The organism is Ruminiclostridium cellobioparum subsp. termitidis CT1112, assembly GCF_000350485.1.
Lineage (GTDB): Bacteria > Bacillota > Clostridia > Acetivibrionales > DSM-1351 > Ruminiclostridium > Ruminiclostridium termitidis.
This window is the reverse complement of sequence record NZ_AORV01000068.1, coordinates 26,852-46,477: the sequence shown is the minus strand read 5'-3', so window position 1 is coordinate 46,477 and position 19,626 is coordinate 26,852. Positions and strand designations below refer to the sequence as shown.

Annotated in this window: 15 protein-coding genes; 1 reads left to right on the top strand and 14 read right to left on the bottom strand. The window is 43.0% G+C overall.

The features are described 5' to 3' along the window. Window positions 1–203: 203 nt before the first annotated feature. From CTER_RS25015 to CTER_RS24975, 9 genes are all read right to left on the bottom strand, one after another. Complete coding sequence (locus tag CTER_RS25015) at window positions 204–2,753, bottom strand: PEP/pyruvate-binding domain-containing protein (RefSeq protein ID WP_004630660.1); 2,550 nt, start codon at window positions 2,751–2,753, stop codon at window positions 204–206. A gap of 52 nt (window positions 2,754–2,805) precedes the next feature. After that, complete coding sequence (gene rpiA, locus CTER_RS25010) at window positions 2,806–3,489, bottom strand: ribose-5-phosphate isomerase RpiA (RefSeq protein ID WP_004630650.1); 684 nt, start codon at window positions 3,487–3,489, stop codon at window positions 2,806–2,808. Window positions 3,490–3,591: 102 nt separating this feature from the next. Then, window positions 3,592–4,764, bottom strand: coding sequence for an ABC transporter permease (locus CTER_RS25005; protein WP_004630575.1), 1,173 nt, complete (start codon window positions 4,762–4,764; stop codon window positions 3,592–3,594). A gap of 173 nt (window positions 4,765–4,937) precedes the next feature. Next, window positions 4,938–5,627 carry an ABC transporter ATP-binding protein gene (locus CTER_RS25000; protein WP_004630577.1) on the bottom strand — a complete coding sequence of 230 codons (690 nt, stop codon included), beginning with the start codon at window positions 5,625–5,627 and terminating at the stop codon, window positions 4,938–4,940. Then, the gene (locus CTER_RS24995; RefSeq protein WP_004630587.1) at window positions 5,620–6,516 is read right to left on the bottom strand and encodes an efflux RND transporter periplasmic adaptor subunit; all 897 of its coding nucleotides are present in this window, start codon (window positions 6,514–6,516) and stop codon (window positions 5,620–5,622) included. The genes CTER_RS25000 and CTER_RS24995 overlap by 8 nt, the downstream gene beginning before the upstream one ends. A 203-nt stretch (window positions 6,517–6,719) precedes the next feature. Next, on the bottom strand, window positions 6,720–8,618 hold the full coding sequence (locus CTER_RS27245) for a sensor histidine kinase (RefSeq protein WP_004630547.1): 1,899 nt from the start codon (window positions 8,616–8,618) through the stop codon (window positions 6,720–6,722). Further along, window positions 8,615–9,298, bottom strand: a complete 684-nt coding sequence (locus CTER_RS24985; protein WP_004630593.1) for a response regulator transcription factor — start codon at window positions 9,296–9,298, stop codon at window positions 8,615–8,617. Before CTER_RS24985 ends, CTER_RS27245 begins: the two co-directional genes overlap by 4 nt. Window positions 9,299–9,549: 251 nt before the next feature. Beyond that, window positions 9,550–10,557 carry a hypothetical protein gene (locus tag CTER_RS24980; protein ID WP_004630639.1) on the bottom strand — a complete coding sequence of 336 codons (1,008 nt, stop codon included), beginning with the start codon at window positions 10,555–10,557 and terminating at the stop codon, window positions 9,550–9,552. 104 nt (window positions 10,558–10,661) lie between these two features. Further along, window positions 10,662–11,831 carry an MFS transporter gene (locus tag CTER_RS24975; RefSeq protein WP_004630647.1) on the bottom strand — a complete coding sequence of 390 codons (1,170 nt, stop codon included), beginning with the start codon at window positions 11,829–11,831 and terminating at the stop codon, window positions 10,662–10,664. Window positions 11,832–12,392: 561 nt separating this feature from the next. On the opposite strand from CTER_RS24975, the gene CTER_RS24970 reads away from it, so the two are divergent. Beyond that, a complete protein-coding gene (locus CTER_RS24970) occupies window positions 12,393–14,081 on the top strand; it encodes a DEAD/DEAH box helicase (RefSeq protein ID WP_004630554.1) in 1,689 nt (562 codons plus the stop codon). 58 nt (window positions 14,082–14,139) lie between these two features. Here CTER_RS24970 and CTER_RS24965 read toward each other — a convergent pair whose 3' ends face one another. From CTER_RS24965 to CTER_RS24945, 5 genes are all read right to left on the bottom strand, one after another. Beyond that, window positions 14,140–14,751, bottom strand: coding sequence for a GNAT family N-acetyltransferase (locus CTER_RS24965; protein WP_004630631.1), 612 nt, complete (start codon window positions 14,749–14,751; stop codon window positions 14,140–14,142). A 61-nt stretch (window positions 14,752–14,812) separates the two neighbouring features. Further along, entirely contained in the window at window positions 14,813–15,358 is a 546-nt protein-coding gene (locus CTER_RS24960) for a hypothetical protein (RefSeq protein WP_004630652.1), read from the bottom strand. A 28-nt stretch (window positions 15,359–15,386) separates the two neighbouring features. Further along, the gene (locus CTER_RS24955; RefSeq protein ID WP_004630621.1) at window positions 15,387–16,259 is read right to left on the bottom strand and encodes an EFR1 family ferrodoxin; all 873 of its coding nucleotides are present in this window, start codon (window positions 16,257–16,259) and stop codon (window positions 15,387–15,389) included. A 5-nt stretch (window positions 16,260–16,264) separates the two neighbouring features. Then, the gene (locus tag CTER_RS24950; RefSeq protein ID WP_004630655.1) at window positions 16,265–16,900 is read right to left on the bottom strand and encodes a TetR/AcrR family transcriptional regulator; all 636 of its coding nucleotides are present in this window, start codon (window positions 16,898–16,900) and stop codon (window positions 16,265–16,267) included. A gap of 307 nt (window positions 16,901–17,207) precedes the next feature. Beyond that, window positions 17,208–19,583 carry a valine--tRNA ligase gene (locus tag CTER_RS24945; RefSeq protein ID WP_004630673.1) on the bottom strand — a complete coding sequence of 792 codons (2,376 nt, stop codon included), beginning with the start codon at window positions 19,581–19,583 and terminating at the stop codon, window positions 17,208–17,210. Window positions 19,584–19,626 lie beyond the last annotated feature (43 nt).

Below are 19,626 nucleotides of genomic sequence, written 5' to 3'. Positions count from 1 at the left end.
ACATGGCTGATCCAATATATTCCGTCCTGATAGCACACAGGTACAACATGCATAAATGGCGGCTGGTTAAAGATATTTGTTCGAATTTGTTGGTAAAATAGTTTCAACAAATATCTTGTGGCTGCCATTTATGTAAGTTTGTACGGAAGTACAATATAAAATATTAAATAATTGTTTTGTATATGTTTGGCAATAGACCCTTTTCATATGCACAAAAGTGTCTGCGATACGATGTCTGAGAATATTTCCATTCCCTTTGTTTCTGCAACATGAATCACCCCGGAAAACTGCCCGCTTTGAGGTAAAAGCTCTACCATCAGGTTTTCCCTGCCAAGTATTTTTTCAGGGTTAAAAATAACATCCTTATTTCCGTCAAATAAAGCCACATAAAAAATGCCCGCTTCCACAAGGTCCTGGAAAAAGTGACTTCCATATGACAGTTCTGGCATCAGTCCTGCCTGTTTGGCAGCCACTTCACATATGACCGACATATTGCACAGCTCTGTAAAATGCACGGGTACTCCGAGAGAAGGTGTTGTGCTTCCCCATCTTCCAGGGCCCATCAGCATCACATTTTTGCCTGCAAGTTCCCTGTTCAGCTGCCCTACCTGCCTGGCAATGGAATATTTGTCCTGCTCATTTAATTCAAGATATTCCCGGGCTTTGATAAAAACAACGTAATCGATGGGCAGCCTTACATTACCGCCCATAAAATTTCCCCTGCTGTAAAACAGGCAAGCCCTCTCATCCTCCAGTTCCGGTATGTCAACTGATTTTCCCAGGCCTCTGGTCTGCAGCGGACGGCACTGCAGAAGATTTATCTTGAACCGGTTATCCTTTGTAAAATTTGCAGTATATTCAATGTCTACCGGATAATCGTAGACCTTGGACAGCAAAGCCAGCATATCCTTCATTACGGAATGGAATTCTGACCGGGCAAATAATTTTTTGTAGTCTAAAACATACTGTAATTTTGTATGGGTGTATCCCAATTCCCGAAGACGTGCGGCATTTTGATAGTCAGGACTTGCAAAAAGCTCCCTGTCCACCTTTATATTTCCGGACAGTATATCCTCCAGCGTTTTTACAACAAGCATATTTTCCTTAAGTGACAGAACGTCAACGCTGTGCTGTGAGAATTTTTTTTGATCTTCAATATTCATGGGAGGAAGGCGCTGCGGGTTGTCAAGACACACAATTCTGGGATAATCCCCTTCGGTCCTGTCCACCGCCCTGGTCCCGAGACCGAATACCAGCCGCAGCATGCCGGCATCCATATCTATATTTTGATCCCATACATACAGGTTCGAAGAGTTCCCGACTCCGGCAACATGCGGAAAGAAGTCCTCACCGTATTGGTCACCCGAAACGCGCTGAACCAGTATGGCCATCTGTTCATCACGTTCGGACAGTCCCCTGTTCATTCTATAGGCAAGCGCATCCTCATTCATTGTACTGGCATAAACTGTGCGGATAGCCTCTTCAAAGGCTTCGTAACGCTCCTCCGGAGTACCCTGATTTACACAGAATACACTTTCATATTTACCCGCAAAGGCATTTCCGAAATTATCCTCCAGCAGCGAACTGGAACGTACTATAATTGGTGATTGTCCAAAGTACTCCAGCATTTGAATAAACTGCTCCTGAATGTTTTTAGGGAATTTCCCGCGGAGCAGCTTGTCTTTCAGTTCAGGGGCGTACTTGTAATAGCCTTCTCCGGCTTTTTGTTTTGTTCGCAGTCTCCACCAGCCATTTTGCACAATATAGGTGTAAAATACATCCGAGCCTATATAATAGGAATCGTGAGGTTCCACATAGGCAGTAAACCTGCCGCTTCCTTCCTTTTCGAGAATCTTTCTCGCTAAAAGCATACCCACACTTTTTCCGCCTATAAAGCCCGTGCCTACTTCTCTGGAGGCAATTAAAAGTATATCCTGCAAAGTAAAATATCTGTTGCACAAATCGAACATTCTTGATTGATTGCCGATAAGCATAAACATAAGGAGCTTTTTAGCCTCCTCCTGCTCCTGGTGCGGCTGTTTAAGCACATCCTTCGCCCTGTTGAAAATGATATTCCAATGATCCGGTCTGTCCTCTCCACGGTTGATGCTCGAAAACAGTTCGGCAGCTTCAGTGCTGGCGGTGATGCTCACAGCTTCCTGACCTGCTATCAGGTGAGGGAAAAACATGGTTGGAGAGTAGCGCTGCCACACCTTCAGCGGGTGGATATAGAATTTATTGTTTACCTGATATAAATCCAGCAGGAGCTGGGTTGTTTCCCGGATACCGGCAATAGTACTGTAGGTATGGTAATTTCGCATAATTGCGAAATAGGCCACAGTATCCAGTTCATATAAATAAGGGCAGGTCACCTTGAAAAAATTGCCTATCATCAAATCCGAATACCAGTGTTTTAAAAGGTCGGTAAGGCAGTCAAAAACATAAAATACCTTTTTCCCCTCGTTCCTGATGAGGTTATGTACTTCAGTCGCAAAACTTTCAAAGCCTTTGCTTGAGTCAATATAATAAATCTTTACCCCTGAACTCTCCTCAAACAATTGTTCATGGGTGCCGAAACGGATGTAAACCAGCCTTCTGTTATCTGACCGGGCTTGCCCAGCAAACGGATCAGCAAGTTTTTTATAGTCTGATACCGAATCTACCTGCCAGACCACATTATCACCCAATCTAAGATGGTCAATTATCTGGTCGAATCCTTTCAGTCCCGTACCCACCCTGTCATTAATACCCATATTAACCTCCTAAGCCATTTATGGCTTTGACATGTTATAGCTTTGAGCCGTGTTACTGTCTTAACTTGCCCGGATTTTCAATTACTTTTACTTCATCCTTAATCCCAACAATAATTCTGTCGCACATATTTAAAAACAAGCCTGTTTCCAGTACACCCGGTATGGCTTTTAATTGCTCCGAAACATATTTAATATCAAAGCCCTTTCCAATGTGCAAATCCACAATATAATTATGGTTATCAGTCAGGAAAGGACCATCTGATTTTAACCTGAGAACAGGACTTAATGAAAGTAACTCCAGTTTTCTTAAAATATGATTATAACCGTATGTAAGTATCTCTACAGGCAGCGGAAATGTTCCTATAGCATCAACTACTTTACTTGAGTCCATAATCCAAATAACCCTGTCTGCAAGAGTTGCGACCATTTTTTCTCTGAATAAAGCCCCTCCTCCGCCTTTTATCGCATTAAATCCGCCATCTATTTCATCGACTCCATCAATAGCGAAATCTATTCTTTCAACTTCATCAATAGACACCAGGGGAATATTAAATCCGGAAGCAATATTGGATGTGCTTAGTGAGGTAGCAACAGCTTTAATATTCAATCCATGCTTGACAAGTTCCCCCACTCTTTCAATTACATAGTATGCCGTTGAACCAGTGCCCAGGCCGACTGTCATATTGTCTTCAATGTAATCGGCAGCCTTGATTGCCGCGTTTTTCTTTTCTGTCATGAAAAAACCTCCCAACACAGAAATCACTTCAAATATATACCCTCTATTGACAATGTACGATACGTTTTTGAGAGGGTATCAATGCTTGAGAATGGCTGTATGCTACAAACTTCTTAATGCATCTATGGGATTGAGCCTGCTTGCCTTTCTGGCCGGCATATATCCGAAAACTATACCTACCGCACCTGAGAAGCCAACTGCAAGCAGTACGGTATATGCCGATACTGAAAATATTATTCCTATGACCACAGCTGTGATGTAAGCCAGTAAACCACCTGCTATCAAACCGATCAGGCCCCCCATAAGCGAAAGAAAAATGGATTCAATTAAAAATTGCAGCTGAATCCTGTTGGGTGTTGCCCCCAGGGCTTTCCTGAGACCTATTTCGGTGGTTCTTTCCGTTATGGATACCAGCATCATGTTCATGATTCCAATACCTCCCACAACAAGGGATATGGCTGCAATCCCCGCCAGCAGCATGGACATGATGGACATCATCTCCTGAAAGGATTCTATCATATCTCCCATGTTAAATACTGTGTAGGCATCCTCCCTGTAATTGAAAGCCTGGCTCAGTACTCCTTTTATGTCTATTACCGTCTTATCGGCCATATTTGTATCCTTCAGATAAACATCCAGACTGGATATGCTTTTTATTCCCAGGCTTCTCAGAGCAGTAGTATACGGGATAATAACAGTCTCATTATTAGAATTCATACTGAAGCCGCTTGAGGAAGCGAGAGTTCCTATGACCTTATAAGCCGTACCGTTAATAATCAGCTCTTTTCCAAGGGGATTCACTCCGTAGAATAAATCCCTGACTATATCACTTCCTACCACGGCCACCTGGTTTTCATTTCCAATATCCAGGGGATTGATGGCTCTTCCTGACTTTAACAAGCTTGCATCGGTTTTAAAAAACACCTCATTCTTTCCCTGGACGGCAACTTTTTCTTTTATGTCTCCATTATATACTATTGAGGTTCTTAGAGCTATTGTGGGAGATACACCGCTGATATTGCCCAGTCCTGAAATTGTTTCCATATCGTCACCGGTGAGGCCTGACTTCAGGGGAGTCCCGGTTATGTTGACCATTATTTTATTTACTCCCAGCGAATTCACCTCACTGCTGATACTTGCGGTTGCCCCCTGCACAATTGTAATAAGTGCAATAATGGATGCCACGCCGATAACAATACCAAGCATTGTCAGCATTGATCTGAGTTTGTTTTTAATTATATTTTCCCAGGACATTCTAATACTTTCCCAGAGCATATTAACCTCCATGAGCCACATTCGTGGCCACAAAATGTTATGCAAGTAATTATCCTTTATCGCAATGTAGCGAATAAAGGAGGTTAATTGGCCATGTGCGCTTTCAAAGTATTGGTAAATACTTTGAATATTTCGCACGGCCATAAAACAGTTATGAAATTTGTATTCCCTGCTCACCAGTTGCTGCTGTCTGCCTCGGTAAGATACCCGTCCAGAATATTGACGACTCTTCTGGCACGCTGTGCTATGCCGGTATCGTGAGTGATCATTATTATTGTCTTACCGTCCCTGTTTATTTCTTCAAACAACTCCATAACCTGGGCACCGGTTTTTTGATCAAGAGCCCCGGTGGGCTCATCGGCCAGAAGTATGGTGGGTTCGGTAACAAGAGCCCTGGCAATGGCAACACGCTGCTGCTGTCCCCCCGAAAGCTGGTTTGGCAGATTTCCCATTTTATCACCCAGACCCACCCGGACAAGTATGTCTTCTGACAGCTTTTGCCTCCGTGAGTGGGGCAGTCCGGAATAAATCAGCGGCAGCTCAACGTTTTGAAGTGCAGTCATTCTGGGCAGCAGGTGAAAGCTTTGAAATACAAAACCGATCTCCTTGTTTCTGACCTTTGCCAGTTCAATTTCATTCAGCTGATTTATGTCGTTTCCCGAGAGATGGTAGGTTCCTGAGGTAGGCACATCCAAACACCCTATAATATTCATCATGGTGGATTTTCCCGAGCCTGAGGGTCCCAGTATGGACAGGAATTCTCCCGGCTCCACCGATAAACTTACGTTATGGAGTACTTCAAGCTCCTCTGCTCCCATAATGTAACTTTTACAAATATTTTTCATACTGAGTATTTCAGCCATTATCGGAGCCTCCGCCGGCCGTGCCGTTTGTTCTTTGGCCTCCCAGCCTCATACCCTGGGTTTTATCCGGATTGGTATAAAGAACTGTCTCTCCATTGGCAATTCCTTTTTTGACTTCAACTATGGTTCCATTATTAATTCCTGTCTCTATATCGGTTCTTACCGGCCTTCCGTCCGGGTCCTCCTTCAACACATAAGGAGTATTGCTGTCATCAAACCGGACAACCGACATGGGAATTGTCACCACTCCCTTGGCAGTATTGTCCACAAGTCTGACCTCGGCGGACATGCCTGCCTTCAACGCCGTATCCGCGCCCAGATCTATGACAGCGGTAAAATAGGTCACCCCGTTTGCTACAGTACCCTCTCTTGATATTCCTCCGATTTTGCCTTTGATCTCTTTATTCAAGGCACCTATTTTTACTGTGGCTTCCTTGCCCTCCTTAAGAGACCCTATATCATATTCGTCAACCTTAACACTTATTTTCAGATCCCTGTAGTCTACCACTTCCATCAGCCTGGCACCGGCCATAACCATTGCATTCTCCTCAACACCTATGCCGGAAACTTCGCCGTCAATATCAGCCGTGAGCTTGCTGCCTATGGAAGTTTCGGCCAGAATATCACCTTTTTTCACCTTATCACCTTCTTTAACACGTAAATCGGTGATCTGCATAACCATGTCGGCTATAATGGTCTGCCGGTGCCTGACCTCAATATTGCCTGTAAATGAGTGGTAGGTTGTTATATCACTTAATTCCGCCTTTACTCTCTCATATACCTCTGAATCCCTTTTTAATAAGAAAAAGGTTACGGCACCTGCCATCAAAAGAACAATAATAATAAGGGCAATCCATTTTCCGGGCCTGGACTTCTTTTTGGGCAGCATTGCAAGGGTTCCTCCTGTAAACAATTTATTTCATCTGAAAACCAATTATCTGCATTGGTATTCAGCATTTTTACAAATAATAAAGAGCATCAGCAACCATTGTGGTAAGATGCTCTTAGTTATTTATAATTTCTAAAATACCGATAAAATATACAAGAGTTGTATAAAAGATTTTTATGTTTTATGCACTTACTGCTGCTCAATCAGCAATTCACAGTAAAATAAAATCTGACCCCGCCAAGTATGTTTTCCACTCCATAATCGCTTCCGTGCAGCTCAAGAATATTTTTGACAATGGACAGCCCCAGACCGGTTCCTCCTGCTCTTCTTCCCCGGGATTTCTCAGCTTTGTAAAACCTTTCCCAGATTTTTTGAATATCCTCTTCTGCTATTTGTTCTCCGCTGTTTTCAATAATTACCCGGAGCCTGTCAACTCCTTTTTCAGTTAAAACTCTTATTTTCCCATTGGTTCCGGTGTGTCTGACAGCATTGCTCAAGATATTTGTTACAACCTGTTCCATCCTTCTTCTGTCTGCCTGGACCCGGCTGTCCCTGTCTTCATGCCGGAAAATCAAGGATATATTCTTTTCTGCCATATTTTTATCCAGCCTGCTCCCAATCTCATCAATAAGTTCGTCCATGACAAAATTCTCAATATTCAGATCATAGGCTTTGGATTCAAGCCTTGCAAGGTCCAACAGATCCATGACCAGTTCATCCATTTTTTCGACTTCATCCAGTATTACATCTATATAATGCTCCTTTTTCTCTTCCGCAATATTATCCTTGAAGCCCTCTGCGAAACCTTTTATAATGCCCAGCGGAGTTTTGAATTCGTGTGAAACACTTGAAACAAACTCCTTTCTCATGTTTTCCAGGCTTCTCTCTTTTTCAATATCAAGCTTAAGCTGCTCATTGGCAGATTTTAAATCTTCCAGACTCAGGCTGAGATTTCTCGAAAGCCGGTTCAGACTCAAGGCCAGATTCCCAAGTTCATCCTTTGACTTCACACGGCATTCCTCCGAAAAATCCAGATCTGCCATCTTGCTTGCAACAGTATTCATTTTAAGCAGCGGCTTTGAAATGCTCCGTGAAAAAACAAAGGCCATAACCAGCATAAGTAATATAATTACTGCAAATACATATCCGTAATAGGACTTCATGGCTTCGACCGCTTCATCCACAGGCTGCAATGAGGAAATGGCAAACACATATTCCAAAACCTGATTATTTTTTATGACGGGTTTTACATATGCAATATTATCCATGCCGTTATTGGTGTCAGTGTAATGAAAATTGGTTGTTTTACCCGGTTCCATACTGATTTTCTTAACCATCAGCAATTGGTTCCAATAGTCTATTGAGGACCATAGCAGTCCATTGTTGTAACTGGCCATTTGCTGGATTTGATCCGGCAGATTCAATGCGGTGATTTTCCCCTTGACTTTGTCAGGGCTGATTGCCTCCACCTCTATGTTTTTAACGGCAACTGCAACACCTGCCGATGCTTCGGCCGGTGTTGTCAAAGTACCTGCTTCAGTAAATTTTTCAGTCCTTAGTACTCTATTCTCCACAGCTATGGAATCACTGCTCAGGGTCACCGCACTGGCCGCTACAAGCCTGATATTGGAGTTTTCCCAGGATTTGCCATCCTTTTTGATGCCTGAAACCGACAATAACCTATTGTTGTTAAAATACCCGTCCACCTCTATCTCCGAGCCAACAGACAGCTCCAGTTTCTGAAAATCCTCCAGAAATGCGATGTTATCCAGGGGAATGCTCAAATTTTTGTTATCGGAAGTCTCCAGTGAAATAGAAAAGGACGGCATATACTTTGCCCTTCCGTCCTTGTCCAGAATGGCCAGCCGGGCATTATTTCTTCCGGTGAATTCATTGATTTTCTGAGTTATTGCCTTACTGTCCCAATTTTCATTCACATATGTATTGCCAAAGCTGTCCAGAGCTTTTTCCAGACTTGAACTCTTCATATGCAAATAAATTTTCCCAAAAAATAACGACTGCCCGGCTATAAATACTCCAAAGCAAACTGTCATAAAAAGTACTGTAATAAGAAATAGTTTTAACACGATGCTTCTTTTCATAGTCTGTTCACCTCAAATTTGTAGCCCATACCAATAACCGTTGAAATACAGCAAGCCTTATGAGTCAGCTTGCTTCTTAATTTTTTGACATGTGTGTCGACAGTCCGCAGATCTCCAAAGTAGTCAAAACCCCACACCCTTGAAAGTATTACCTCCCGGCTGAGTACAATATCTCTGTTTTCCATAAAGCACAGCAAAAGCTCATATTCCTTGTATGTAAGCTCTATCACTTCATCGTCGATTCTGACAGTACGGGATAATTTATTTACCTCTATACCGTTCAGGCATAATACTCCGTCATCTTTTCCCAGCGTTCCCTCGGCTCTTTTCAGCAGTGTTTTTGATTTTGCAACAAGCACCCTGGGACTGAAGGGCTTAGTTACATAATCATCCGCACCCAGTTCATAACCCATCAGTTTATCTTCTTCATCAGCCCGGGCAGTGAGCATGATAATAGGCACATCCGACACTTTTCTAAGTCTTTTGCATACCGACCACCCGTCTATTTCAGGTATCATGATATCCAGAATTATCAGGTCGATCTTATTTACTTCATAAACTTCCAGAGCCTTTTTTCCATCCTCGGTCTGAAGCAGGGTGAAGCCTTCCTTTATAAAATAATCGGCAACGATTTCTCTTATTCTTTCGTCGTCTTCGACCAGGAGTATTTTTTTGTCCATATAAAAAATTCCTCACATCTTACTTTAATACTTATCTCTGCTAATGCTTTTGACTGTTCATCAATAGACAATGAAGCCAAGGGACAATGCCGGCGGCTGCCCAAACAGACAAATGCAATATATGAATTCACATTGCTTCTAACATTGATTCCGGATGCACGGATAAAAACCTCAACAAATGTCAAGCTCCATTTGTTGAAGTTCTTATTGGAGTACTAAATTAACACGTGGTGCCAGTTTAAAAGCGCACTTTATTCGGCTAATTTAACAGTCTTTCCGTTTGCGGTGATCTCATGGGCTATGAAAACAAGCTTTGCCTCCTTAAGCTCACCCAGTTCCGCTTTTGTACCCGCTTTCAAATCTGTTTCGGAATTAATTATCTTAACAGCTGCTATTGAAGCACTTCCTGTAATATTTGCAGTTTTTTCAACTGGCTGCCTTTTTACCGATACCTCTGTTCCGTTCTCAATTTCAAGCCCTTTGAACTCATCCATGCTGCCGAATGCCGCCAGCGGAACAGTGTAAACTTTTCCGTCCCCTGTTTTAACAGACATTTCGGATTCATTTATACTTTCCACAGTACCTGAGATTTCCGCAGGCATAATGCTTATTATGCTATAAGCAGCTGCGGCAGTTTTTATATCCAGCTTTACTGTCTTTCCGTTGGCGGATACCTCCGACGGCATAAATACTTTTACACCGTCCACAGGTTCTAATTTCTTTATTTCCGCTTGAGAACCTTCGACACTGCCCTCAGAGAAAACAATTACATTTCCTGCCTCAAGCTCCTGACTTACTGCCAGGGACGGCAAAGTCTTGACAGCATTGCCGTCTTTATCCTTCACCTCAGCATTTTCATCCGCCTTGTCTCCCTTTATGGTTAAGGCCGGCCCTGCAGCTGCGGTAAGCATAATTGTTTTGCCCAGTCCCGCCTGCATACTTTTCAGAGAAACCTCCACACCCTTTGCAAGGCCGAGAGCATCAAAGCCCTCCTGTTTCGACAAAAGTCCCAGCGGTACCATATAAGTTTCTCCGTCCTGAACCTTTACCTTCATATCAGTCTGGGTAATTTCCTCAACCACCCCTGAAATTTCAACCGGTGCAAACTCCTCCGGTCCGGATGCGGTCACGGCTTTAAACGCCTGAACTCCAGTATCTCCGGCCGTAATTTCCCGGTCTGCAGGCATTGCCTGTGCTATGGCTGTTGAAGATGTTAATGACAATGCAGCCACAAGTGATAAAACTATTGTTTTTTTCATACCTTACTACCTCCGTAAAAATTAAATTTAAGTTTATAGGCAGATTATATTGGTATGATGTGTACTCGGTGTGTACTCAAAATAAACATTAAGTGAACAATCTTTTAATTGCCGGCCTTTAAAACTGAAAGGTTGGTCTTTTCACTGGCTAAAACCATTATTGCCAGGAGAGCCATAAGATAAAACGGGTACAGCGCAAAGGAAAAACCCTGTGCCAGTAATCCGAACAAGGGCGGCATTAAAGTAGAACCTATATAGGCAAAGGCCATCTGCATTCCCATAAAGGCCTGTGACAATTCTTTTCCAAAGCGGTTGGGAGTTTCGTGCAGCATACAGGGAAAAATAGGAGCACAGCCCACTCCAATAAGAAGGAAGCCAGCGATCAGCAGTGTATTCCCCCATGGAAGCAGTGTGCATGCCAGTCCGGCAACGATAATACCCTCTCCTAATCTGATTAAAGTTTTATTACTCAGTTTCATTGTTACAAAACCAGATAAAAACCTTCCGACAGTTATTCCAAAATAGTACAGTGAAATGAGCTTTGCTGCGGTATCGGGTGATATTCCCCTATTGCCCACCAGGTAGCTGCTCCCCCAAAGTCCCGCAGCAGCCTCCAATGCGCAGTAGCTAAAAAATGTAATGAAGGCGGGCTTTGCTCCCGGGATCCGCAGCATATCCCCAAACCTTCGTGATTCCCCGGCCGTCCCATCGCTTTTTATCTCACTGCCGACTTTTTTCCACAAGGGCAGTGAAATAAAAAGTATTATAACCAAACAGGCCTGTATTACGCCAATTGTCCTGTAACCCATTTTCCAGCCCCCCGCCCCGGTGAGGAAAAAAGACATTATAACCGGACCGGCCGTAGCTCCCACTCCCCAGAAGCAGTGAAGCCAGCTCATGTGACTGGCCTTGTAATGCAATGCCACGAAATTATTGAGTGCGGCATCCACAGAGCCAGCCCCCAGGCCCAGAGGCACTGCTAAAAAGCACAGCCATACAAAGCCTGGTGACAATGAGAAACCAAGTAGGGCAACTGCAGTCATTGTAACACTGACCACTGTCACAGCACCGGTCCCGAATCTCTTTATGACCTTTTCACTTAATAAGCTTGAGACAATTGTTCCGGCGGTTATGATAAATGAAAGTATGCCAGCATAGGACACAGGCAGAGCCATATCGGCCCTCATCGCAGGCCACGCCGAACCCAGCAGCGAGTCGGGCAGTCCCAGACTGATAAATGACAGATAAATTATTAAAAGCAGCAATGTGATCATATAAACTCCATCCGATTAAAATCATTTAATTTAATCTGTTGTGCTGATTAATTTAAATTTTGCTTTACCTGTATAATGCTTTATACCAACTGGTGCTTGGCACTAACTTCATAAAATAAGGACGCCCCCAAAACAATTACAAACATTGTCCCGACTCATTTAAAGCGGTTTTGCCGTCGCTCAAACTCGGCATCCTGTCTCGATTTGAAGCTCAAAGCAGCGTCCTGCTGCTTTGACGGCAAAACCACTTTGCCCTCGTCGACAATTTATTGTAATTGTTTTTAACCGTGCATCTTATTTCATGAAGTTGTCCTCGCATACCAGTTGATTAGGATATAATTATCGATAAATCAAAATAAAAAATTTCAATCAGCACAACAAGTCAATTTACTAACGCTTTTAATATAATAACACTTTTAATGGCAACACATCCACTCTCCAATAATTACTGAAGTACCTGACTAGGTAAATTGGAGCAAAATGCCCCTCTCTCACTTTACCTAGAAAAAATAACAATTTAATGATATAATTTAAACATTCTATATAACGAAAGAAGATATCATGGAAAACAGTTTTAATAATTTAGGAATTATACCACCAATATTAAAGGCTCTGGACGAAATGGGCTTTCAAACACCTACCGAGGTGCAGAGCAGGGGCATACCCCATATTTTAAACAAAGAAGACCTCATAGTGATGTCAAAGACCGGCAGCGGAAAGACAGCTGTATTCGGTGTTTCAATGCTTCAGCTGACCGATCCGGCGGTGGCGGCGCCGCAAGGCTTAATTCTCGCACCGGTACGCGAGCTTGCTGTCCAGGTGGACAGCGATATAAAAAAGATGGCAAAGCATCTTTCTCATAAAACTACTGCGGTATACGGCCAGCATAATATGACCACCGAAGTGCAGGCTCTGAAAAAAGGCGTTACAATAGTGACAGGAACACCGGGCAGAGTTTTCGACCACATTCAGCAGGGAAACCTGATTACAAAGAACATCCGTTTCCTCGTACTGGATGAAGCCGACAGAATGCTGGATATGGGATTTCTTGACCAGGTAAAAAGAATAATAAGATCCCTCCCGAAGGATAGGGTAACCCTCCTGTTTTCAGCTACAATGCCTCCCGAAATACACAGGATTTGCAGCGAATATATGAAGAATCCCGTCACCATAGAGATTGAATCTCAGACCAAAACCGTGGATTCAATCCAGCAGGAATATTACAGGGTACTGCCAAATGAAAAACGTACGCAGCTCAACAGACTGCTTTTGGTTGAACAGCCTGAAAGCTGTATGATTTTTTGTAATACAAGAATAGCTGTCGACCATGTCCAAGGCTTTTTAACAAAGCAGGGCTATGCTTCGGAAGCACTGCACGGAGATATTCCCCAGGGAAAAAGAACAAAAACCATCCAGCAGTTCAAGCAAGGTGAATTTCACATACTGGTTGCAACTGATGTTGCTGCAAGAGGTATCCATATTGACAATCTTTCACTGGTAATCAATTATGATGTTCCTGTTGAAAAAGACAGCTATGTACACAGGATCGGCCGTACAGGGAGAGCCGGCAACGGTGGAAAAGCTGTTTCAATGGTCACGAGTGACGATATAATGACACTTTATGAAATAGAAGAACATATCGGCGCCATGATACCTGAAACCGACCTGCCTTCAGAGGAGCTGCTCAACCGGCGTAAAGCCGAGGCGGCAGACTGGCTGGCGGCCAATGCTCTAAAGGAAAAGCCGGCTAAAACGCCCCGTTTGTCTGCCGGAACAGCAGATAAGGGTTCCCTTAGGAGCTCAGGCCAGAGCAGGTCCCCAAAAGCAGGTGAAAGGCAGAAGAATCCGGCTGAAGGTAAACCCCGCAACAACCAAAAAGTGCGTGAAAATAACATCTCCCGCACCAAATCCAAAGATAGCGGAGAAGAAAAGTCACCGGTCAGACATAACAGTCCTGCATCAGCTGCTGCTCCCAACAGGCAGAAGGTGCGCACCGTTCCTGATGCCCGCACCGTTAAAAAGGAAACCGGCAAAGAAGGTTTGGGAGAGGTGAAAGCTAAACCGGCAAATCAGAAATCCGGTGTCGAACGGAAGCCAAATACCGGAAGAGACCGTTTTGACCGCAGGGATTACGTCCGGAGTGCAGGTACCGAAAGCGGACAAGCTGCCGGCAAAAATGCAGCGGCAGTAACTGCAGTCAAAAAGAAACCTCTTCTCAAACGTTTACTTGCAAGCATACTCGGAAAGTAAACAAACGCCCTTGTTCCGTGATAAAACGGTACAGGGCGTTTAATTTTTTCCCGCTTGCCTATAATTTTTCAAACTCCATTTTATGAATATTTTCCTTTCCCAGAAGTGCGAAATATATATCGTATATAATAGTACCGATATTTTCGTTAATAAACTTTTGGGGAAGCTTGCAGGGAAGCACCATCAAATGCATGGGAACGTTCCAAATAGAATATTTTATGTCCGGAACCATGTTGAAACCCGCTCTTCTATAAAATTTCATCCTCTTTTCACGCACGGATATATCCTTCTCATTGAGAGCCTCTTCTACTGTTTCAACCTCCACTATAATACCGTCGGCATTTGAATAGAGCTCCTTTATCTTTTCAAGGAAAGCCGTACCGATTCCGGTTCCCCTGAATTCCTCATACACTGCGAAGAAGCTGATAAGCACAAAGTTATTTTCAGTTCCCCCGGCACATATGGCATAGGCACAATCCCTGCCGTCTTTGACAAAGACCAGGCCCTTCTGAATATTATTTTCCAGCTGCACATACAGCTTATCATAAGGCGGGTATTCCCCCTCGGCAAAATCCAGCGTCATACGTTTATAAAAGCTTTTTAGCTCTGTCAAATGCATGTTTCTGATAGCAGCTTCCATTTTTACAATTACCTCTTCTTCCAATTTCATGTTATCTCAATATTAAAGCTCTATTTTTCAAATATGTCAAGGTTGACAGGGATTTGTAATGTCAATAAATACTGTCTTTATCTTTTTTCATAAGCATATTCATTACAACTGCAATCAATGCCGCCATTACCCACAACGCCAGTGTAATGAATTTAAGGGTTGTTGACAGGCATGCGAGCTCCGCAAGCAGGTATAACCTCGTTGGGTAATGGGTCAATATGGTAATTATTAGTATATTCTCCATTATATCAAAAAATCCTCGCAAATAGGACAGGCTTACCGTATATCGCCATTTACCGTTTAACCCCTTGCCTATGAATATTTTCATAAGCTCAGCCTGAGTCAGTGCAAAACCGGCAATGAAAATAAAGTCATACAATAAGGATCTGAGATAAAATAATCTCCCTTCATTGCCCAGCCGTCCAATGATATAATAAAGCCTGTCAGGATCACAGCCGAACTGCATTTCCGGCAATCCAGCTCCCCCGCTGTACGTTTTGAAACCAGCTTCACCTATATTAAAAAAATCCATACCAAACAGTGTAAATACACAAACGGTAAATACAGCGATCCTATATATTAATAATTTTTTATTTTTAAAATTCATATAAATACCCCATCATCTAACCATTGCCTTACATTTTCCCGTTGCTGACATATTCGTTAAAAAATAGCGGAACCCTGTTTGTAGCTGATTCGCCGGAGATTTCTTCACAAGCTTGATTGAGGATTTTATTGATATCGTATCCTCCTGTTACAGGGATAAAAGTCAGCCTTTTAAAACTCAGCGCCTTCTGAGGACATGAATATACACATCTCAGGCAACAATTACAGGACAGCTTGAATCTGATATCATGGTTTTTTTCATATATATTGCCGGCTGGACAGTTATCTACACACAACCCGCAATGTGTGCATGCTTCACTTACTTTCAAATCCTTTCCCATAAATCTGAAAAGCACTGAGAATACAGGTGCGGCAAGTCCTATACCAAGTTTAAGTCCGAGTCCGGTTTTAAGAACTCTCTTCTGTCCGTTTATTACCTCTCCGCACATTGCAGCAACCTTTTTTTGTGTTGCCAGGTAAAGCTGCCTCACAACTGAAGTGTCAAATTTATTAATCCAGTTGCTGCCTATGGAAAACATTCTTTCATGAAAAACCTCATAGCCTTTACGGGTCAGCTTTCTTCTAACAGGATTTGACGCATTGTAATTAACCGGCCCCACTCCACCTGCAGTACGGAAAATAAACACTCTGGAATTCTCAGCTTCAGGGACTTTGCGTAAAAACTTATACATGATATTCGGAACACTGTAACCTATTACCTGACAACCGATCCCGATAAGGCCGTATCTGCCGGGATCAAACTTACAGCTGCCTTTCAATACATCTTCAATTCTTATCAAATCAACCTCATAACCGTTTTTTATGAATTCCTCCCGTATCATTTCGGCAACAAGCTTTGTATTCCCGGTACCTGAAAAATAAAATATCCCGACTGGCTTCATAATTATCACCTCTTTAGCGTTTCCAGCATCAAATCAATTGAATAGGCACTGAAATCCTCGATATCCAGTGAAAAATGTTTTGTAAAGTTCTCACCGGTTGCAGACAGTTGATTCATAAAGCCTGTCAGCATAAAAACCAGGCTGAAGGCGGCTTTGTCAGAGTCCAATCCGGGTTTGATACTTCCGTCAGCCTTGCCTTCATCAATTACTCCGGCTACAGACTTAAACATTAAGTTGTTAAACTCAGCAAGCTCATATTTCTTCTTGCTTCCGGCATCAGCTTTCTTTTTAACATGGCCCCAATAGCTGAAGGTACGGAAGGTATCGGGATTTTCCTTAAAAAACCGGTAGTAACCCCTGCAGGTCTGCTCTATCCGTGTAAACCCGCATTGTTTGTCGTCAACGGCTTCAGCCAGATATGCAAATAGTTTTTTAAAGCCTTTAAGTACAACTGCAAAGTATAAATCCTCTTTGTTTTCAAAATACTGATACAAGGTTCTTTTTGTAAACTGGGCAGCCCTGGCTATTTCATCCATAGAAGCAGCCTCAAAGCCCTTTTCCAGAAACACCTTTTCGGCTGCCGATACTATCTCTTCTTCTCTTAACAATTTCTCTCTATCTCTCCTGGTCATATTCTCCATTGGTAATCCCCTCCATGAGATTTTTATTCGAATAATAAATGTACTTTTGTTAAAGTAACACCAATTACATATTTACGTTTGCTTATCTGTCGTACCAAACTTTATGCAGTATATACGCACGTACATATGGTTTACTCATAGTATACAAAGTATACCGTTAGTATAGTGCGCTACAATATATAGTATACTAACGGTATACTTACATGTCAATACAGCCAATATAAATATGCAAAAAAATAATCTCCGGGCAGTATGATATATAATCCATCGCCTGGAGATTATTTCTTTGCCGTATATTGCACCCTCATCAGGTGTACCGGTTTAAAACCTGAACCTCTCTTGCATTACAGCAGGCTTTTATGTCTTCGGTGGTTTTTTCGAACATAGCTTTGTAAAACCCGTCACATTCAATAACGACCTTTTCCATTCCGGCCTTCATGGACAATGAGTTTTCCGATTTATACCTTCTGGTGTCGGATATTATGGCCTTTAATTTTTCTCCAAAACCTATGGTCTCTTTATCAATAGATCCCACCTTTTCCCAGCACAGCCTGTGAACGGATATACAGCCCTCTCTTTGTCTGAAAAACTCCTGATAGAGATATTCGGTAATATGCGGAACATATAATGCATACGATTTCAGGATATTCAACATGCTGAAATAAAGTGCGGTCTGTGCCGAACGTCTCTCCTGATACCCGTGCTTGTCAGGCTGATACAAACGCTCCTTGACAATTTCCAGATAGTAATCGCAAAAGTCCTTCCAGAAGAATTCATCAATTTCATGCCTGGCCAGACCTATCTCATAGCGGTCAAGCTGCTTTACCGCCTCTGAAACCATTTGCCTGCAGCTTTCAATTATCCATCTGTCCACAGGCAGCAGTGTGATTTCAGTACCGGGTTCAAAATCCTGCAGATGTGAGGCTGCAAATTTTGTTGCATTCCAGAGTTTTGTAATAAACCTTTTAGCAATAGCCAATTCATCGCTTGCAAAGAAGGTATCAGTACCCAATCTGGCGTTTGCAGCCCAATATCTTATGACATCAGCAGAATGGGTTTCAATCAGCTGAGCCGGAGAAAGCCCGGAGTTATTTTTGGATTTGCTGATTTTTTCTCCCTTCTTTGCAAGCACATAACCGCAGATCATAATATCCTTCCAGGGTATTTCCCCTGTATGGTACAGGCTTTTAACAATTGTGTAGAATGCCCAGGTACGGATTATCTCATGAGCCTGTGTCCTCATACTCATTGGCAAAAGCCTGCCGGACATGTCATCCTTCTCACCCCATTTTGCATTGATCTGCGGGGACAATGACGAGGTGGCCCAGGTATCAAATACCGAGCTCTCGGTAATAAAATCCTTACATCCGCAGGAGCAGGCCCTTTCAGGGGCTGTTTCGGCAGGATTCACCGGCAGCTGTTCTTCACCTGCAGTTACAGGCTCACCGCAGTTTTTACAATACCATACCGGTATTGGAACCCCGAAATAGCGCTGCCGGGAAATACACCAGTCCCATTTTAAATTTTCAACCCACAGAATATACCTGTTCTTCATATGGGCGGGGTACCAGTTGATTCTGTCAGCTGCTTTTAGAAGCTCATCCCTGTTTGAAAGAATATCTATATACCACTGTCTCGAAGGTATGATCTCAATTTCCCTGCCGCACCGCTCGTGAACCGCAACAGTATGGGATATATTCTGTGACCCGGTTAAAAGACTCCGGTCGGCAAGCTGCCGGATAATCAATTTTCTGGCCTCCATTATCTGCAATCCTCCGATAACGGGAACAGTTTCGCTTATAGTGCCCTCGGGCTCTATAACCCTTCTGAAAGGCAGCTTGTGCTTCTCATACCACTCAACATCAGTACTGTCACCAAAAGTAGCACACATAACCACACCTGTGCCTTTATCCTGATCGACCTTTTCATCTGCCAGTACGGGAATGGAATGACCATATAATGGAACCTGTGCATTTTTTCCGAGGTATTTCTTATATCTTTCGTCCCGGGGATTTACAAAAAGACAAACACAGCCATAAAGCAATTCAGGTCTGGTTGTGGCCACAGTCAGCCTTTCTTCTCCTACCGTAAACAGTATAAAATTGAAGGCGGTATCCTTCTCAAGGGTATCCAGTTCTGCCTGGGCTATTGAGGTCCGGCATCCGGCACACCACAGAACGGGAGCTTCCTTCATATATGCCTTTCCTTCCTTAAACAATCTGATAAAGGATTTCTGGGATATTCTCCGCACCATTGGATTAATGGTTTCATACTGGAGAGACCAGTCTACCGAGAAACCCAGGCCTTCCCACAGATCCCTGAATTCTTTTTCATATTTTCCGGCAGTGGCTGCACATTTCTTTATAAATTCACCTTCCGGAAGGTCCCGGGCCATAATGCCTTCCTCCCTTTCTACAAGCCGTTCAGTGGGCAATCCGTTGTCGTCAAAGCCAAAAGGATAATATACGTTATATCCCTGCATTCTTTTGAATCTTGCAATCATTTCGGCCTGCGCATAGGAAAAAATGTGCCCTATGTGCAGATTTCCGCTGACAGTAGGCGGTGGTGTGTCGATAGAATAAACCTCCCTCCGGCTTTCCCTGTCAAAAGCATAAATATTGTTCTCCTTCCAGAATTTCTGCATTTCACCTTCAGTCTGTATGAAATCATAATTTTTTTGCATAACAGTCCTCCTCCATCGCTTCAGATTTTTTCACGAAACACAA

Bases quoted from the DNA above. Each gene is read 5' to 3' on its own strand.
- CTER_RS25005 (WP_004630575.1), bottom strand. From the start codon at position 4,764: ATGCTCTGGGAAAGTATTAGAATGTCCTGGGAAAATATAATTAAAAAC.
- CTER_RS24960 (WP_004630652.1), bottom strand. From the start codon at position 15,358: ATGAATTTTAAAAATAAAAAATTATTAATATATAGGATCGCTGTATTT.
- CTER_RS24995 (WP_004630587.1), bottom strand. From the start codon at position 6,516: ATGCTGCCCAAAAAGAAGTCCAGGCCCGGAAAATGGATTGCCCTTATT.
- CTER_RS24975 (WP_004630647.1), bottom strand. From the start codon at position 11,831: ATGATCACATTGCTGCTTTTAATAATTTATCTGTCATTTATCAGTCTG.
- CTER_RS25015 (WP_004630660.1), bottom strand. From the start codon at position 2,753: ATGGGTATTAATGACAGGGTGGGTACGGGACTGAAAGGATTCGACCAG.
- CTER_RS24965 (WP_004630631.1), bottom strand. From the start codon at position 14,751: ATGAAATTGGAAGAAGAGGTAATTGTAAAAATGGAAGCTGCTATCAGA.
- CTER_RS24980 (WP_004630639.1), bottom strand. From the start codon at position 10,557: ATGAAAAAAACAATAGTTTTATCACTTGTGGCTGCATTGTCATTAACA.
- CTER_RS24985 (WP_004630593.1), bottom strand. From the start codon at position 9,298: ATGGACAAAAAAATACTCCTGGTCGAAGACGACGAAAGAATAAGAGAA.
- CTER_RS24950 (WP_004630655.1), bottom strand. From the start codon at position 16,900: ATGGAGAATATGACCAGGAGAGATAGAGAGAAATTGTTAAGAGAAGAA.
- CTER_RS25000 (WP_004630577.1), bottom strand. From the start codon at position 5,627: ATGGCTGAAATACTCAGTATGAAAAATATTTGTAAAAGTTACATTATG.
- rpiA (WP_004630650.1), bottom strand. From the start codon at position 3,489: ATGACAGAAAAGAAAAACGCGGCAATCAAGGCTGCCGATTACATTGAA.
- CTER_RS24945 (WP_004630673.1), bottom strand. From the start codon at position 19,583: ATGCAAAAAAATTATGATTTCATACAGACTGAAGGTGAAATGCAGAAA.
- CTER_RS27245 (WP_004630547.1), bottom strand. From the start codon at position 8,618: ATGAAAAGAAGCATCGTGTTAAAACTATTTCTTATTACAGTACTTTTT.
- CTER_RS24970 (WP_004630554.1), top strand. From the start codon at position 12,393: ATGGAAAACAGTTTTAATAATTTAGGAATTATACCACCAATATTAAAG.
- CTER_RS24955 (WP_004630621.1), bottom strand. From the start codon at position 16,259: ATGAAGCCAGTCGGGATATTTTATTTTTCAGGTACCGGGAATACAAAG.